11 protein-coding genes are annotated in these 18,153 nt (G+C 64.9%); 6 read left to right on the top strand and 5 right to left on the bottom strand.

Annotated elements, in window-relative coordinates:
- Positions 1-242: 242 nt before the first annotated feature.
- The 5 genes from V1292_RS17375 (at position 243) to V1292_RS17355 (ending at position 7,766) form a co-directional block, all read left to right on the top strand.
- Positions 243-713, top strand: a complete 471-nt coding sequence (locus V1292_RS17375; RefSeq protein ID WP_334377081.1) for a (2Fe-2S)-binding protein — start codon at positions 243-245, stop codon at positions 711-713.
- A complete protein-coding gene (locus V1292_RS17370; RefSeq protein ID WP_334373942.1) occupies positions 710-4,264 on the top strand; it encodes a molybdopterin cofactor-binding domain-containing protein in 3,555 nt (1,184 codons plus the stop codon). Before V1292_RS17375 ends, V1292_RS17370 begins: the two co-directional genes overlap by 4 nt.
- A gap of 69 nt (positions 4,265-4,333) precedes the next feature.
- Positions 4,334-5,638: a nicotinate phosphoribosyltransferase gene (gene pncB, locus V1292_RS17365; RefSeq protein WP_334373941.1), complete on the top strand. Its 1,305-nt coding sequence runs from the start codon at positions 4,334-4,336 to the stop codon at positions 5,636-5,638.
- Between the two features lie 45 nt (positions 5,639-5,683).
- Positions 5,684-6,979, top strand: a complete 1,296-nt coding sequence (locus tag V1292_RS17360) for an O-acetylhomoserine aminocarboxypropyltransferase (RefSeq protein ID WP_334373939.1) — start codon at positions 5,684-5,686, stop codon at positions 6,977-6,979.
- 4 nt (positions 6,980-6,983) lie between these two features.
- Complete coding sequence (locus tag V1292_RS17355) at positions 6,984-7,766, top strand: alpha/beta fold hydrolase (protein WP_334373938.1); 783 nt, start codon at positions 6,984-6,986, stop codon at positions 7,764-7,766.
- A 202-nt stretch (positions 7,767-7,968) separates the two neighbouring features.
- On the opposite strand, the gene V1292_RS17350 is transcribed toward V1292_RS17355, so the two are convergent.
- From V1292_RS17350 to V1292_RS17340, 3 genes are all read right to left on the bottom strand, one after another.
- Positions 7,969-8,991, bottom strand: a complete 1,023-nt coding sequence (locus tag V1292_RS17350) for a S1C family serine protease (protein ID WP_334373937.1) — start codon at positions 8,989-8,991, stop codon at positions 7,969-7,971.
- Positions 8,992-9,080: 89 nt separating this feature from the next.
- On the bottom strand, positions 9,081-9,527 hold the full coding sequence (locus V1292_RS17345; protein ID WP_334373936.1) for a hypothetical protein: 447 nt from the start codon (positions 9,525-9,527) through the stop codon (positions 9,081-9,083).
- A gap of 7 nt (positions 9,528-9,534) precedes the next feature.
- Positions 9,535-11,136: a GMC family oxidoreductase gene (locus V1292_RS17340; RefSeq protein WP_334373935.1), complete on the bottom strand. Its 1,602-nt coding sequence runs from the start codon at positions 11,134-11,136 to the stop codon at positions 9,535-9,537.
- 322 nt (positions 11,137-11,458) lie between these two features.
- Between V1292_RS17340 and V1292_RS17335 the strand changes: the two genes are divergently transcribed.
- Positions 11,459-13,069, top strand: a complete 1,611-nt coding sequence (locus tag V1292_RS17335) for a flavin-containing monooxygenase (protein WP_334373934.1) — start codon at positions 11,459-11,461, stop codon at positions 13,067-13,069.
- Between the two features lie 98 nt (positions 13,070-13,167).
- On the opposite strand, the gene V1292_RS17330 is transcribed toward V1292_RS17335, so the two are convergent.
- On the bottom strand, positions 13,168-16,488 hold the full coding sequence (locus V1292_RS17330) for a carboxyl transferase domain-containing protein (protein ID WP_334373933.1): 3,321 nt from the start codon (positions 16,486-16,488) through the stop codon (positions 13,168-13,170).
- A gap of 204 nt (positions 16,489-16,692) precedes the next feature.
- Positions 16,693-18,135: an amidohydrolase family protein gene (locus V1292_RS17325; RefSeq protein WP_334373931.1), complete on the bottom strand. Its 1,443-nt coding sequence runs from the start codon at positions 18,133-18,135 to the stop codon at positions 16,693-16,695.
- Positions 18,136-18,153: the final 18 nt, after the last annotated feature.

Here is an 18,153-nt window from a genome sequence, read left to right as displayed (position 1 = left end):
GTCCGACCATTTGTTCGTATACGAATGATGTTGCGCGCGGACTGGAACACTGTCAAGCCGCTCCCGCTGCGAAACGCCCCGCTTGCCGCATAATACCTCATTTGCCTCGCCGCTCTGTTCATAAAGCGAGCAGCGCGCTGCAGCGCGGGATCGCGCGGCTTGCACGTTTGTACACAAACGGTATCTTTCGCGAAGCATCCAGTGCGGTTTTTGCAGCGCAACGAGGACTTCGGGAGAGCATGATGCGCCTGACCGTCAACGGCAAGGTTCACGACGTTGACGCCGCGCTCGACACTGCATTGCTTTACGTGCTCCGCAACGACCTCGAACTGAACGGACCGAAATACGGCTGCGGGCTCGGCGAATGCGGCGCCTGCGCCGTGCTGATCGACGGCGTCGCCGCGCGTTCCTGCGTGATCCCGATCGAGGGCTGCGTCGGGCGCGACATCGTGACGCTCGAAGGCCTCGGCACGCGCGAGCATCCCGATCCCGTGCAGCAAGCGTTTATCAGCGAACAAGCGGCGCAATGCGGCTATTGCCTCAACGGCATGATCATTACCACCAAGGCGCTGTTGCTGCGCTCCCCTCACCCATCGGAAGACGACGTACTGGAAGCACTGCGCCATCATCTGTGCCGCTGCGGCGCGCATGTCGAAATCATGCGCGCGGCAATGCGCGCCGCAGGCCGTCTCGTTGAGGCGCAGACGCGATGACGGTCCCTGACACGGTTGAGAATCGCGAGCGGTTGCAAGGCACGCTGTCCGTCGTGCGTCGGGCATCGCCGGTCGAGGCCGTCGAGTTCGAGACCTTCATCAAGGTCACGGCAGATGGATCGGTCACCGCCTATAACGGCCACGTCGATCTCGGCACCGGCATCCGCACCGCGCTCGGGCAGATCGTCGCCGAAGAGCTCGACGTATCCTTTGCCCGCGTTGTGGTCGTGCTCGGCGACACAGCTCTCGTTCCCAATCAGGGCGCGACGATTGCGAGCGAAACAATTCAGATTACGGCCGTACCGTTGCGCAAGGCTGCCGCGCAGGCGCGGCAGTTTCTGCTCGCGCGTGCCGCCGAGCGGCTGGAGCTTTCGGCCGAGGACCTCGTCATTGAAGACGGCCTCGTCCGCGGCAAGGACAATCGCAGCGTCAGTTACGGCGAACTGATTGCGGGCGAGACCATTCGCCTTGAACTCGCCGACGACGTTCCAGTGAAGTCCGTCGACGCCTATAGCATCGTTGGCCGATCGGTGCCGCGCGTCGATCTTCCGGCGAAGGCGACCGGTGAATTGGTCTACGTGCACGACATGCGCGTGCCCGGCATGCTGCATGGCCGCGTCGTTCGCCCGCCCTATGCCGGCGTCGATGTCGGCGACTTCATCGGTAACAGCCTGATCGCGGTCGACGAGGGCTCCGTGCGCGACATCCCCGGGCTTGTCGCGGTCGTTCGCATCGGCGACTTCGTCGGCGTCGTCGCCGAGCGCGAGGAGAATGCAATCAAGGCGGCGGCGCAGCTCAAGGTGAGCTGGAAGCCGGTGCCGACGCTGCCCGACCTCAAGGACATCGCGACCGCGCTGCGCGCCAATCCATCGACGCCACGCAAGCTGATCGACAAGGGTGACGTCGATGCGGCAATCGCCGGCGCCACCAAGCCGATGCCGCGAACCTACATCTGGCCCTACCAGATGCACGCTTCGATCGGCCCGTCCTGCGCGGTTGCGGATTTTCAGGAGGATGTGACGCGAGTCTGGTCCGGCACGCAGAACCCGCATCATCTGCGCACCGATCTGGCGCGGCTGATCCACCGGCGCGAAGCCGAGATCGAGGTGATCCGGCTGGAGGCCGCCGGCTGCTATGGCCGCAACTGCGCCGATGATGTTTCCGCCGACGCGGTGCTGCTGTCGCGCGCCGTCGGCCGGCCCGTCCGCGTGCAATTGACGCGCGAGCAGGAGCACACCTGGGAGCCGAAGGGCACCGCGCAATTGATGGATGTCAACGGCGGATTGAATGCCGATGGCAGCGTTGCCGGCTATGATTTTGCGACACGCTATCCATCGAACGGCGCTCCGACGCTTGCCCTGCTGCTGACCGGCGCCGTACCGCATACACCCGCTGTCTTCGAGATGGGCGATCGCACCGCGATCCCGCCCTATGATTACGAGAATCTGCGCGTGGTAGCGAATGACATGCCGCCGATCGTGCGCGCCTCCTGGCTGCGCGGCGTTTCGGCGCTGCCGAACACCTTTGCGCATGAATCCTGGATCGACGAATGCGCCAGCGAGGCTGGTGTTGATCCGATCGAGTACCGTCTGCGCTATTTGAAGGATCCGCGCGCGATCGATCTCGTCAATGCGGTGGCCGAACGCGGCGGCTGGAAACCGCGGCCGGTGCGCGAGGAGAAGCAGGCCGAAGGCGATATCGTGCGTGGGCGCGGCTTTGCCTATGCGCTCTATGTGCACAGCAAGTTTCCCGGCTATGGCGCAGCGTGGTCGGCGTGGATCGCCGACGTCGCGGTGAACAAGGCGACCGGCGATGTCAGCGTGACGCGGGTCGTGGCAGGCCAGGACTCCGGCCTGATGATCAATCCAGACGGCGTGCGCCACCAGATCCACGGCAACGTCATCCAGTCGACCAGCCGCGCGCTGATGGAGGAAGTGTCGTTCGATCGTAGCTCCGTGACGGCGCGCGAATGGGGCGCCTACCCCATCATCAAGTTTCCCGAGGTGCCTGAGATCGACGTGCTGATGCTGCCGCGACAGGATCAGCCGCCGCTCGGTGTCGGCGAGTCCGCCTCCGTCCCCAGCGCAGCCGCCATCGCCAACGCGATCTATGATGCGACCGGCGTGCGCTTTCGCGAATTGCCGTTCACCCCGGAACGCATCTTGCAGGGGCTGTGCGGCGAAGAGCCGGCGGCAGCCGAGGCGTTGCCTGCGCCAGCATCCGCGCCGCAGCCTGATCTCAATCGATGGCACAATCCGTTCGCCGGACGGCGCGGTGTGTTCGCCACCGCCGCAGCCCTGTGCGCGGCGTTGGTCGGCATCGGCGCCGCCGTGTTGCCGTGGCGAGCGATCGCGCCAATCGCGCGGCCCGACGCCTCGGTCTATTCGGCCGCGACCATCGCCCGCGGCGAGCAACTTGCCGCGCTCGGCGATTGTGCGGTGTGCCACACCGCTGCGAATGGCGTGCTCAACGCCGGCGGCCGGCCGCTGCCGACACCGTTCGGCACAATCTATTCGACCAACATCACGCCCGATGTCGAAACCGGAATCGGCGCATGGTCCTATCCCGCCTTCGAGCGCGCAATGCGCGAGGGCATCCATCGCGACGGGCGGCATCTCTATCCGGCATTCCCCTATCCGCATTTCGCCAGGACCACCGATGCCGACATGCAGGCGCTCTATGCCTATCTGATGGCGCAGTCGCCGGTGCGCGCGGAGACGCCGGCCAATGCGCTGGCATTCCCGTTCAACCTGCGCCCGCTGATGGCCGGATGGAATGCGCTGTTCCACACACCCGCCGTGTTCCAGCCAGATCCCGCAAAATCCGAGATCTGGAATCGCGGCGCTTATCTCGTCGAAGGCCTCGGCCATTGCGGCGCCTGCCATTCGCCGCGCAATGCGCTCGGCGCGGAGAAGGCGAACGCCTATCTCGCCGGCGGATTTGCGGAAGGTTGGGAAGCGCCGGCGCTGACCTCGTTGTCGCAGGCGCCGATCCCGTGGAACGAGGACGAACTGTACGCGTATTTGCGAACCGGCGAGTCGCGCTTTCACGGCGTCGCCGCGGGGCCAATGGCGCCGGTGGTGAAGGAACTCGCGGCGTTGCCTGATGCCGACATCCGCGCCATGGCGGTCTATCTCGCCTCGTTCAACGAGACCGCGATCGATCGCCCGGCGCAGCAAGCGCTTGCCGTCAGGCTCGAAGTCTCGACGGGCACGCGAACGCTTGCGGCCTCCAGCGTCGGCGCGCGGCTCTATCAGGGCGCCTGCGCGGTCTGCCATGAGGTCGGCGGCGCGCCGCTGTTCGGCAGCCGGCCATCGCTGGCGCTCAACAGCAATCTGCACAGCACCGTGCCCGACAATCTGATCCAGGTCATCCTGCACGGCATCGCCAAACCGGCGACGACCGACCTCGGCTATATGCCGGCCTTCAAGGACAGCCTGAGCGACGGCCAAATCGCTGAGCTGGTCGCCTATCTGAGGCAACAATTTGCCCCCGATAAGCCGGTCTGGAAGGATATTCCTGCTGCGATCGGCCGTATCCGGCAGGAATAGCGCGCTGAGCTGCCATGCCGCCGGCAAAACCCACTGGTTGGGCGGCCCGCGGCACGGTAAAGTTCCGCCATGGCAGTTACCGATATTGCATCCCGGACCTATAACCATGGCTGGCGGCTCGACCCGATCGTGCGCAGCCTGCTCGATACCGATTTTTACAAGCTTTTGATGCTGCAGATGATCCGGGAATTTTACCCGGAACAGCGCGTCACCTTTTCGGTCATCAACCGCACCCGGCAGGTTCGCCTCGCCGAGATCGTCGATGAGGGCGAACTGCGCGCACAGCTCGACCACGCGCGCACCATCCGCTTCACCAAGAAGGAGCTGATCTGGCTCGCCGGTAACACGTTCTACGGCAAGACCCAGATGTTCTCGCCGGACTTCATCCACTGGCTCGCCAACTTCCGCCTGCCCGAATACGAGCTCAACAAGGTCGACGGCCAGTACGAGTTGCACTTCCACGGGCCGTGGACCCACACCACGATGTGGGAAATCCCGGCGCTTGCGATCATGAATGAGCTGCGCTCGCGGCAGGCGACCAAGGGTCAGGGACGCTTCGTGCTCGACGTGCTCTATGCCCGCGCCAAGGCCAAGCTGTGGTCCAAGGTCGAGCGGCTGCGCAAGCTCGAGGGCCTCCGGCTGTCGGACTTCGGCACGCGCCGGCGCCACGGCCATCTGTGGCAGCGCTGGTGCGTCGAGGCCGTCAAGGAGGGGCTCGGCCCCTCTTTCACCGGCACCTCCAACGTGTTGCTGGCGATGGACAACGATCTCGAAGCGATCGGCACCAATGCGCATGAATTGCCGATGGTCGCGGCCGCGCTTGCCAATTCCGACGAGGAGCTGCGCTGGGCGCCCTATCGCATCCTCGATCAGTGGCGACACACCTACGGCGGCAACCTCTTGATCGCCCTGCCCGACGCCTTCGGCACCAAAACATTCCTGCGCGATGCGCCGGACTGGGTCGCCGACTGGACCGGCTTCCGCCCGGACAGCGCGCCGCCGATCACGGCAGGCGAAGACATCATCAAGTGGTGGAAGCAGAAGGGCCGCGAGCCTAAGGAGAAGCTGCTGGTGTTCTCCGACGGCATGGATGTCGATTCGATCGAGGAGACCTATCGTCACTTCGCCGGACGCGTCCGCATCTCGTTCGGCTGGGGCACCAACCTCACCAATGATTTCGTCGGCTGCGCGCCGGACGGATCCGCCGATCTCGATCCGATCTCGCTGGTCTGCAAGGTAACGTCGGTCGATGGGCGGCCGGCGGTCAAGCTGTCGGATAATCCCGAGAAGGCCACCGGCACGCCGTCCGAGATCGAACGTTATTTGCGCGTGTTCGGCAACGCCGGCCGCGTCCGCACCGCCGTGCACGTCTGAGCCATCACATACTTTCCCGCCACCACTTGATCTGACGAGCCCCGCATGCCCGCACCCAAACCGCCTGCCTTCGAGACCCTGAGCCTGCATGCTGGCCAGCGCCCCGATCCCGCAACCGGCGCCCGTGCCGTTCCGATCTATCAGACCACCTCCTACGTGTTCCAGGACTCCGACCACGCTGCGGCGCTGTTCAACCTGGAGCGCGCCGGGCATATCTATACTCGCATCTCCAATCCGACGACCGCGGTGCTCGAGGAACGGCTCGCCGCGCTCGAATCCGGCGTCGGCGCGATCTGCACGGCGAGCGGCATGGCCGCGATGCATCTGGCGATCGCAACAATCCTCAATGCCGGCGACCACATCGTCGCGTCCGCCTCGCTCTATGGCGGCACCATCAATTTGCTGGCGCACACGCTGCCGCGCTTCGGCATCACGACAACGTTCGTCAAACCGCGCGCGCTCGATGAATTCCGCGCTGCGATCAAGCCAAACACGCGGCTGGTGATCGGCGAGACCATCGGCAATCCCGGGCTTGAAGTGCTGGATATTCCGGCGGTCGCGCAGATCGCGCATGACGCCAGGATTCCCCTCCTGATCGACAACACCTTTGCGACGCCGTTCCTCAGCCGCCCGATCGAGCTCGGCGCCGATATCGTGATGAACTCGGCGACCAAATGGATCGGCGGCCACGGCATTGCGATCGGCGGCGTCATCGTCGATGGCGGCCGGTTCGACTGGCACGGCTCGGGCAAGTTCCCCCAGCTCACCGAGCCCTATGCCGGCTATCACGGCATCGTCTTCGACGAGCAGTTCGGCCAGGCCGCCTTCATCATGCGCGCCCGTACCGAGGGCCTGCGCGACTTCGGCGCCTGCCTGTCGCCGACCAACGCCTTTCAACTGCTGCAGGGCGTCGAGACGCTCGGCGTGCGGATGGAGCGCCACATGAGCAACACGCTTGCGGTGCTCGAGGCGCTGAGCGCCAACAAGGCGGTCGAGTGGGTGCTGCATCCGGCGCTGGAAAATCATCCCGACCATCAGCTCGCGAAGCGGCTGTTGCCGCGCGGCGCCGGATCGATCGTCTCTTTCGGCATCAAGGGTGGCCGCGCAGCGGGCAAGAAATTCATCGAGTCGTTGCGGATGATCAGCCATCTCGCCAATGTCGGCGATGCCAAGACGCTGGTCATTCACCCCGCCAGCACCACGCATCAGCAGATGGATGCCGCGCAGTTGAAGGCCGCCGGGGTCGGCGAGGAGCTGGTGCGGCTGTCGATCGGAATTGAGGCCGTTTCCGACATCATCGACGATCTCGGCCAGGCGCTTCGCGCATCGCAGAAGGTTTGACCCCATGCAGCTTTCCGTCAACGGTGCTGATACGTTTGTTGCGACCGGCGGCCGCCCGTTCGATCCGTCGCTGCCTGCGGTGGTGATGCTGCACGGTGCGGGGTTCGATCATTCGACCTGGGCGCTGCACAGCCGCTGGTTCGCCCATCACGGCTACTCCGTGCTGGCGCCCGATTTGCCCGGCCATGGCCGTTCGGGAGGCAGCCCGCTGCCGACCATCGCCGACATGGCCGACTGGACCGCTGCGCTGCTCGACGCGGCCGGTGCGCCGAAGGCGAAGCTCATCGGCCATTCGATGGGCTCGCTGATCGCGCTGGAGACGTCCGCGCGACATCCCCACAAGGTGTCCGGCCTCAGCCTGATCGGCACCGCTGCTGCGATGACGGTCGGGCCAGATCTGCTCAAGGCCGCCGAGGTCAACAACCCTGATGCCATCGACATGGTCTCGATCTGGGGCCTCGGCTTCAAGGCCGAGCTCGGCGGCAGCCTCGCGCCGGGACTGTGGATGCATCAGGGCGCGCAGCGCGTGCTGCAGCAGACGCGACCGGGCGTGCTCTACAGCGATCTCAATGCCTGCAATTCCTATCAGAACGCGCTCGCTGCGGCCGCGCAGGTCAAGGTGCCCGTCACCTTCATTCTCGGCGAGCGCGACATGATGACGCCAGCCAAGGGTGGCAAGGCGCTGGCGGCGGCGACGCCGAATGCGCGGATCGTCGTCGTTCCCGGCGCCGGCCACATGATCATGGCCGAAGCGCCGGATGATTTGCTGGCAGCGTTGCAGCAGTAGCGGCGACACACACCGGTCTCTTCACCCGCCCCTTGAGGGGGCGGGTCGGCTCGCATGAAGCGCAGCGCAATGCGAGACGGGGCGGGGTGACGGTCTATCCACGCGTGCACCGTTGGATGTGGAGAGACTGTCACCCCGCCCCGCCGCGCGCTATGCGCGCGTCGACCCGCCCCCTCGAGGGGCGGGTAAAGCAGCGCGCACGTCACTGCCTCGCCCGCTTCCGCTCGACCGGATGAATATCGATCCCGCGCAGCCGTCCCATTCGCAATACATCCATCGCGAGCGTCCGCCCGATGCGGTCGCGGTCGAGGGCGCGGATCAGATCGTCGACGCCGTTGATCTCGACGCCGTCGAGCTTGATCACGACATCGCCCGGCAACAATCCCGCCTTCGCGGCCGGGCTGTCCGGCTCGATCTGCGCCAGCAGCGCGCCCATCTTGTTGTCGACGCCGGCAACCACCGCATGCCGCCGCGGGATCGGCGCGGTCTGGCCTGCGACGCCGATATAGGCGCGGCGGACATAGCCGTGGCGGATGATCTCGGACAGCACGAACTGCGCGGTGTTGCTGGCGACCGCAAAGCAGATGCCCTGCGCGCCGCTGATGATCGCAGTGTTGATGCCGATCACCTCCGCCGCCGACGACACCAGCGGCCCGCCGGAATTGCCGGGATTGAGCGCCGCGTCGGTCTGGATCACGTCCTCGATGGTCCGGCCGCTCACCGAGCGGATCGAGCGGCCAAGCGCCGACACCACGCCGGCGGTCACAGTCGATTCGAACCCAAGCGGATTGCCGATCGCGACCACCAACTGGCCGCGCCGCAGCGTCTTCGAATTGCCGAGCGAGGCGTAGCGCAGATCGCGCGCGCCGTCGGCCCGCAGCAAGGCAAGGTCAGTGTCGGGATCGACGCCGAGCACGTGGGCATCGGTGACGAAGCCTTCGATGTCGCGCAGCCGGATCTCCTTGGACGATCCGACCACATGGCTGTTGGTCAGCACGAGACCGTCGGGCGAGATGACGATGCCGGAGCCAAGTCCGCCGCGCTCACGCACACTGCGCACCTTCGGCCCGGTTTCGACGCGCACGACTGCGGGACCGACCCGGTCGGTCACATCGATTACGGCATTGGAATAGGCATCGAGCAAAACCCGGTCATTGTCCCGGGCAGGCTCGGCCGTTCGCGATGACAGTCCGTCATCGGCGATATCTGAGGTAATATCCAACATGGTGAGATTCCTTCGGTTTCCTCAAATGGTGGCCGGGAACCGGATGCGCAAGAGCCGCGGCGCGTGCGCAGGCCTGCTCCGCCTCCGCTTCAGGAAACCCGCAGCTTGCCGCCTCGCGCCCTGACCGGATCGAGCAGCGACCAATCGCCCTCGGGCAGTACATGCCCCTTCGGGAACGGGGCACGCAACTCGAGCCCGAGCGAGCGCAGCACGCGGTCATCGCGGTAGTAGCATTGCAGCACGACGCGAACGAGCGTCGCGGCCGCAACGCCGCCGGTAGCGCGGAACTCCTGCGCGACGGCATCGCGCCGCGCCGCGTCAAGTTCGGCCAACGGCTGGCCGGCCAGACGCGCCAGATGATCGAGCGCCTGCGCCACCTGCGCAGTATCGCGGCCGAGCGTCGCCAGCATGTCGGCCTGAACAGCGGGATCGTCGGCGCCGGGCACCTTATACTCATCGCTGGCGGGAATGATCATCGCAGCGACGGTGCGGAGGTCGTCGCGTTGGGCTGCGGTCAGTTCATTGGCTGCGGACATCGCGGTCTCAATCGAAGAGGTTGGCAAGGCGTTGCTTCATCTGGTCGGCGACATAGAGCGCGATCGCCTGGATGGTCGAGGTCGGGTTCACGCCGCCCGACGTGACGAACACGCTACCGTCGACGATGAAGAGATTCTTCACGTCGTGCGACCTGCCCCATTCGTTGACGACGGAGCGCGCAGGATCGGTGCCCATCCGCGCGGTGCCGAGCAAATGCCAGCCGCCCCAGGGAATCGGGTTGTTGATGCAGATGTCGGTGGCGCCGGCGGTCTCGAGAATTTCCCGGCCGCGCGCCAATCCATGCTCCATCATCTTCCGGCTGTTTTCGCTGATCGTATAGTCGATCTTCGGCGCGGGGATGCCGTGGCCGTCCTTCAGCACGGGATCGAGCGTGACGCGGTTGTGCTCCTCGGGCAGATCCTCGCAGATCGCAGACACCGCGAGCCGATGGCCGTTGAGCTTCCGGAACACGCGGTGATGGTCCGCGCCCCATGGCAAAATGCCCTTCTGCTCGCTCGCGACAGCTTCGAACACCGGCCCCGCGCCGCGGCCGAACTGGATGCCGTAGCCGCGCACGAACCCGCGCGAGAGATCGGTGTCGTAAAACTCCTTGCTCCAGAGGCAGGTCGGCGGTGCACGGTTAGAGTCGGTCGGCTCCTTCACGAAACCGTAGATCTGCGCATAGGGATGGAACATCAGGTTCTTGCCGACCAGGCCGGATGAATTCGCCAGGCCATTCGGGAAGCGGCCGGAGACCGAATTCAAGAGCAGCCGCGGCGTGCCGACGCCGTTGCAGGCGATGATGACGACCTCGGCCGGCTGGAATTGCTCGACGCCATCCTTGTCGTAATAGACGACGCCCGAGGCCATGCCATGCTCGTTGGTCAGGATCTCGCGCACGCGGCAATGAGTCTTGAGCTCGACGCCGGCGCGGATCGCCTGCGGCCAATAGGTGATGTCGGTCGAGGCTTTGGCGCCTTGCGCGCAGGCCGGCGTACAATGGCCGAGGTTGATGCAGCGCGCCCGGCCCTCGTAATCCATCGTCGCGACCGTCGTGTCCGACGGCCACCAATGCCAGCCGAGCTTGTTCATGGCCTTGCCGATCAGCGGGCCGGAAAGTCCGAGCGGCTGCGGCGGCATCGGCGGGTGCGTCAGCGGCGACAACGGATCGCCCGAGAGACCCGAGACGCCCATCATCCGATCGTTCTCCTCGAAGAACGGCACCAGCGTGTCGTAATCGATCGGCCAGTCATCGGCGACGCCGTCCAGCGTCTTCACCTTGAAATCGGAGGGATGCAGCCGCGGCCAATGCGCAGTGTACATCACCGTCGAGCCGCCGACGCCGTTGAAGTTCACGACCTTGATCGGCGAGTTGTCGTCGTTGATCGGATAGTCCTCGGGACGGCCGCGGATGTTCGGACTGGTCGACCAGTCGCCATAAAACTTCGCCTCCCAGTCGCGCCCCGTGCTCGGATATTCCGATGGCTTCATCCAGCCGCCCTGGTCGAGGCAGAGGATATGCATCCTGGTGTCAGCCAGGCTCCACGCCACCGCCGCGCCGGACGCGCCAGCACCGATGATGAGGACGTCAACGGGATCGTGCTTCATTCTTGTTCCTTGGGCTTTCTCTCTCCGTCATTCCGGGGCGTCGCGCAGCGATGAACCCGGAATCTCGAGATTCCGGGTTCGATGCTCCGCATCGCCCCGGAATGACGACGTATATCATCAACTCACAATGCTGATTGGCAGTATGCGCGCCTTCCCCCATCTACCGTCGCCGCTTGCCGGGCGATCTGAGCCCCGACGATAGGGGCAGATGCGGTTGCGAGTAAAGTCGACCAGCCGACGACAAACCTGCAACCCTGCCACGCGTCGATGCGGGGTTTGTCTGCGGGTATCGGAGCGGATAGGCTTCAGCCCAAATACAAGCATGGAGGCGACGCCGATTCCGGACTACGACGCCATCATTATCGGCGCGGGCATGTCGGGGCTGTACCAGCTCTACCGGCTGCGCGAGCAGGGTTTTCGCGTGCGCGTGTTCGAAGCCGCGACCGATGTCGGCGGGACCTGGTACTGGAACCGCTATCCCGGCGCGCGCTTCGATTCCGAGAGCTATTCGTACGGCTACTCGTTCTCGAAGGAGTTGCTGGAGGAATGGGACTGGTCGGAGCATTTTGCCGGCCAGCCGGAGACGCTGCGCTATCTTAATTATGTCGCCGATAAATTCGACCTGCGTCGCGATATCCAGTTTCGGAGCCGGGTCACGGCGGCCGTCTACGACGAAGACACGCGAAGCTGGACCGTTACGCTCGAGGACGGCAGCCGCTTCAGTACGCGCTTCGTTATCACCGCGATCGGGCCGTTGTCGACGCCTACCCTGCCGAGGATCGAGGGCCGCGAGGATTTCAAGGGCGCCTCCTTTCACACCGCGCGATGGCCGAAGGAGCCGGTGGATTTTACCGGCAAGCGCGTCGCCGTGATCGGTACCGGCGCCACCGGCGTGCAGACCATCCAGACCATTGCGGGGCAAGTCGGCCATCTCACCGTATTCCAGCGCACGCCGAACTGGTGCGCGCCGCTGCACAACGGCAAGATCGACGCCGAAACCCAGAAGAAGATCAAGGCCGGCTATCCCGAGATCTTCGCCCGTTGCCAGGAAACCTTCGCCTGCTTCCTGCACACGCCGGACCCGCGCGGCGCGCTCGAGGTATCCGACGAGGAGCGCGAGGCGTTTTATGAAAAGCTCTATGGCGAGCGTGGCTTCGGCATCTGGCAGGGCAATTTTCGCGACATACTGATTGACCGCAAGGCGAACGCCACGATCTCCGATTTCGTCGCGCGCAAGATCCGGCAGCGCGTGAAGAATTCGGCGGTCGCGGAAAAGCTGATTCCGAAAAATCACGGCTTCGGTACGCGACGCCTGCCGCTCGAGACCTTCTATTACGAGGTCTACAACCAGGACAATGTCGAGCTGGTCGACATCAACGAGACGCCGATCGAGCGGATCACGCCTGAGGGCATCAGGACAAGCGAACGGGATTACGAATTCGACATCATCATCTATGCGACCGGCTTCGATGCCATCACCGGCAGTTTCGACAAGATCGATTTTCGTGGGGTTGGCGGCGCGCGGTTGAAAGACAAGTGGCGACAAGGCCCGGAGACCTATCTCGGCATCATGGTGCATGAATTTCCGAACATGCTGATGCTGATGGGGCCGCACACCGCGCTCGGCAACATCCCGCGCAGCATCGAATACAGCGTCGATTGGGTGACCGGGCTGCTTCGGTTTGCGATGAAGAACAAGCTTACGCGGCTGGAGGCAACGCCGGAGGGCGTGAAATCCTGGACCGATCACGTCAAGGCACTCGGCGAAGGCTTGCTGTCCAACGAAGTCAATTCCTGGATGACCGGCATCAATTCCAACGTCGAAGGCAAACAGAGGCGCATCGTCGCCCGCTACAGCGGCAGCGCGCCGGCGTATCGCGCGCGGTGCGATGCGGTAGCGGCGAAGGGATATGATGAGTTGAGGCTGGGGTAGCACCCTCCCCTGGAGGGTAAGCGCTCACAGCGAAACGCGCTCGGTGCTGAATGGTGGGCACGTCGCTATCGCGCCTTTGCCCACCCTACGGATCACCGCTACCACGCATCGATACACGGCCGCTTCTTGGTCGCGCGTACCTCCGGCTTTGGCACCGAGCGCAGGCCGGACATGATCCAGTGCCTTGTGTCGGCGGGATCGATGACTTCGTCGATCTCGAGCACCGAGGCGATCGAAACCGCCTTGCCGTTGGCGTAGAGCTCGGCGACCTTGGCCTTGTAGTAGTCCTCGCGCTCGTCCAGGTCCTCGATCGCTTCCATCTCCTTGCGGAAGCCGAGCCGCACATAGCCTTCCAGCCCCATGCCGCCGAACTCGCCGGTCGGCCAGGCCACCGTGAAGAACGAGGCGTGGAAGCCGCCGCCGATCATCGATTGCGCCCCCAGGCCATAGCCCTTGCGCAGGACGATGCCGAACAGCGGCACGGTGAGGCTGGCGCCGGTCACGAACATCCGCGCGACGTGGCGCACGATCGCGGTTTTCTCCGCTTCGGGGCCGACCATGAAGCCCGGCGTATCGCAGAGCGATATAATGGGAATGTCGAAGGCGTCGCAGAGCTGCATGAAGCGCGCGGCCTTGTCGCCGGCCGGCGCGTCGATCGCGCCGCCGAGATGTTTTGGATTGTTGGCGATCAGGCCGAACGGTTTTCCCTCGATACGGACATAGGCGGTGATCATGCCGACGCCGAAATCGCGGCGGATTTCGAGCACCGATCCTTCATCAGCGAGAAGATCGATGACGCTGCGGATGTCGTAGACCCGCAGCCGATTCTCCGGGATCGCCCGCCGCAGCAGGCGCTGGTCCGGCGCTTTCCAGTCGGCGACCGCGCCCTGGAAGTAGGACAGATATTTCTGCGCCGCGGATGTCGCCTCCGCTTCATCCTCGACCAGAATATCGATCACGCCGTTCGGCGACTGAAACGACACCGGCCCCACTTCTGCCGGATGGTAGACGCCGAGCCCGCCGCCCTCGATCATCGCCGGTCCGCCCATGCCGATCGAGGCATTCTCCGTCGCGATGATGACGTCGCAACAGCCGAGCATCGCAGCGTTGCCGGCAAAGCAATAGCCGGAGACGACGCCGATCACCGGCACCAGGCCCGAGAGTTTTGCGAACTGCACGAAGGACGGCCCGTCGAGGCCGGTCATGCCGAGCCTGTCCGTATCGCCGGGGCGGCCGCCGCCGCCTTCGGCGTAAAACACCAGCGGCAGCCGCCATTGCTCGGCCAAGCCCAGCATGCGGTCGATCTTCTTGTGGTTCATGTGGCCTTGGGTGCCGGCGAGCACGGTGTAATCGTAGGCGATCACCATGCAGCGGGCGGCGTCCGCGCCGAATTTTTCCGCATTGACCGTGGCGACGCCCGAGATCAGGCCGTCGGCCGGCGTGTTGCGGATCAGGTCGTCGACCGTGCGCCGTCTTCGCTGGGCAGCGATGGCGAGCGAACCATATTCGACGAAGGAGCCTTCATCGACGAGGTGCGCGATATTCTCGCGCGCCGTGCGCTGGTTGGTCTTGCGCCGCCGTTCGACCGAGGCCGGGCGGCTTTCATCCAGCGTGATGGCGTGGCGTTCGATCAACTCGGCGAGGTCGGGGCGAACGTGGTCGAGATCGATATCGTCCTCCTCGGTGACATCATGGGCGTCGATCTCAGCAGGCTCCAGATAGAGGATCGGCTCGTCCTGCATCAGCGTCACGCCTGAGCCGGCTGCGATCTGCGTCACCCGGCCGCCCTGCGGCGCCGTGACCAGATGCTCCATCTTCATGGATTCGAGCACGGCGATCTGCTGACCGGGGCGAACCAGGTCTCCCTCCTCGACGTCAACAGCGACGATCGTGCCTTGCAGCGGCGCTGGCACGGCGACCGAACCTGCCGGGCCGGTTGCAGATGCCGCGACCGCGATCGCGAGCGTCTCGTCATCGGCGGCGCTGCCGGATTCGACCAGTTCCGTCTCCGCCGTCGTGTTGGTTTCGCCAACCAGATCGGCGACATGCTTGTCGATAAAACCGGTGCTGAGACGGTTCTCGACGAAATCCGGATGCGCCAAAATCGCCGCGAGGAAGGGAACGTTGGTGGCGACACCGCCAATGCGAAATTCACGCAGCGTCCGCGAGGCCTTATGCACCACGTCGGTCCAGTTGCCGCCCGGCGAATGCACGATGACCTTTGCGAGCAGCGAGTCGAAGGCGGCGCTGGTCCGGTAGCCTGAATAGCCGAACGTATCGACGCGCACGCCGGGGCCGGACGGCAGGTCGAACACGGCCAGCGTGCCGCCGGTCGGCCTGGTGGCGCCGGTCTCGTCCATCACCTCCATGTTGACGCGGAGTTGGATCGCAAAGCCGCGCGGCCTCGGGATATAGCCCTGCGCAAGCCCAAGCGAGCCCAGGGTCGCGCCAGCCGCGACCGCAAGCTGCGACTGCACGAGATCGAGGCCGAGCACCTCCTCGGTAACGGTATGCTCGACCTGCAGCCGCGGATTGGCCTCGATAAAGGCAAACGCCCTGTCGCTGGTCCTGGCGTCGTTGTCGACGAGGAATTCGAAAGTGCCGAGATTGTCGTAGTTCGCCGCGGCCGCAAGTTCCTTGGCGGCATCGATGATGCGCGTGCGCAAGGCGTCGTTCAGCGACGGGCTCGGCGCGACCTCGATGAGTTTCTGATTGCGGCGCTGGATCGTGCATTCGCGCTCCCACAGATGGCTGATTGCGCCGTGGTGGTCGCAGATGACCTGCACCTCGATGTGGCGGGCATTGCGAATCAGGCGCTCGACATAGACGCCACCGCTGCCGAAGGCCGCCATCGCCTCTGATTGGCAGCGCGCATAGGCCTCCTCCAGCCCGCCCGCGTCGTCGACGATGCGCATGCCGCGGCCGCCGCCGCCCGCGATGGCCTTGATCATGATGGCGCCGCCTGCGCCGAGCGATTCCAGGAAGGCCTTGGCCTCATCGAGGCTGGTCGGCCCGCTGGTGCCCTCGATAACAGGGACGCCGCATTTTTTTGCCAGCGCCTTGGCCTGCGCCTTGTCGCCGAACAGATCGAGCACTTCCGGCGACGGGCCGACGAAGACGATGCTTTCTTCGATGCAGCGGCGGGCGAGCGCGGCATTCTCGCTGAGGAAGCCATAGCCGGGATGCACGGCGTCGCATTCGGTCGCCTTGGCGGCTGCGATCACCGCCTCGATATCGAGATAGGCCCGCGCGCCGCGCCCGGGGATTTCATGGGCGGCGTCGGCGGCGCGGACATGCAGCGATTGCGCGTCGTCAGCGGAGTAGATTGCGACCGTCGCAAGGCCAGCATCGCCCGCGGCGCGCGCGATGCGGATGGCAATCTCGCCGCGGTTGGCAATCAGCAATTTATGGAAGGACATGAACGGTTCCGTCTGGACAGCAGAGCGAAATGATGCGGCGATCGGCTCACCTCGCCCCGCTTGCTTCCCATACCGCAATCAGCAGCGCGAGGCGGCTACCGGCAGTTTCTTGTTGCTCGACATGAACCGTTGCCGAGATTCTGCGCAAGTGGAATTTCGTTCCACATGACGGAATTCACACAGCAAACTGAGGCGCTTAGCGATCTACCGGCAATCGAGCTGGGCTTCGAACCAGCCCTGCAGCGACGCTGCGAGCGGCGGCCAGGCCCGCTGAAATGGCGAGAGTTCTCTTGCATGGGCGCGATAGATTCCGCGCAGCTCCCGCTCGATTGCGGGAAGATCGACACCGGTGCAACGGCCTTCGCTGACGATCAGCCGTCCGTCCACCACGACGTCGCGCAAGAAGGACGCGTTGCCGCGCGCGAACAGGAGATCGATGGGGTCGACCGGCATGATCCGGTCGCGGTCAAGCCGATCGAGATCTATGGTGACGAAATCGGCCGGTGCGCCTGATATGAGCGCGCCCGTTCCGGGCGCACCGGTCGCCTTGCGGCCATTGGCGATCGCGAGCGCGAGGAATTCGGAAGCGGTCCAGGTTCGCTCAAAGCCGAGGCCGCCGTGCATCATCTGCACCAGCCGCATCTCGCGCAGCACGTCGTCGTCTTCGTCGAGCGCGAGACCATCGACGCCGACCGCGATAGAGCAGCCACATCGGTGCGCTGCGGCGATCGGGGCGAGGCCGGAGCGCAAGTGCAAATTGGAGGAGAAGTTGGTGACGATACGCGCGCCGGACGCGGCGATCATCTCGATCTCGTCGGAGCGGGCATGGATGCAATGCGCCAGCGTCAGCCGCTCCGACAGGAAGCCGATATCGCGGAGATAGCGGACGACGCCATCCGGAAAATGCCGGTCTGCCCAGGCCCGCTGATAGATTGTCTCCAGGAGATGCATGTGGATGCGTCGCCCGGTGTGCGCCGAATTCTCTGCCACCGCCTCGAGCAGTGGTTTTGAGCACCATTGCACGCCGGCCGGGCCGAGCTGCACATCGACCTTGGGACCTGCGATGGCCGAGGCGATGGCATCCGTGAGTTCGATGTAGGCCTTTGGCGACATCGGCGCGCGGACGAACAATTGCTCAATAGCTTTGCGATCCTCGCTTCTGAGCTGCGACAGCACTGGTTCGCCGTCGCCATAGACCACCGGATTCTGGTCGCGCACCGCGAGCGCAAACGCGATGCGGACGCCGACGTCGGACGCCGCCCGCGCAATCGCCTGTGCCTCCTCGACCAGCGGCATGGTGCCGCTTGGCCGGGTGTAGTGCACCATCATCGCCGCGCAGCCCGCCCTCGCCGAACGGGCCAATGCCGAGGCCGCAGTCAGATAGGGATCGACCGGCGTGCCCAACGCGGAGCGCAGGATCCAGCCTTCCAGCGGCATGCCGAGCGCGCCGAACGAGGACGCGGTCGGCCGCGCGTGATCATGGGCGTTGACGAAGGCGGGAAGGATGAGGGAGCGCGGGCTGGTTGTGGGCGACGTCGCTGGCGAGATGGACGTGATGAGGCCGTTGTCGTGGCGAAGTACGACGTCCTCGACGAGGCCGCGATCAGGACCGGAGAAAAGGCTGTGTGCGGCGATTTCCATAGTCATGACGCGCCCTCTCCGTCA

Origin of the sequence: Bradyrhizobium sp. AZCC 1719 (assembly GCF_036924525.1) — a bacterium.
GTDB lineage: Bacteria > Pseudomonadota > Alphaproteobacteria > Rhizobiales > Xanthobacteraceae > Bradyrhizobium.
This window is presented reverse-complemented; position numbering and strand designations above follow the sequence as displayed.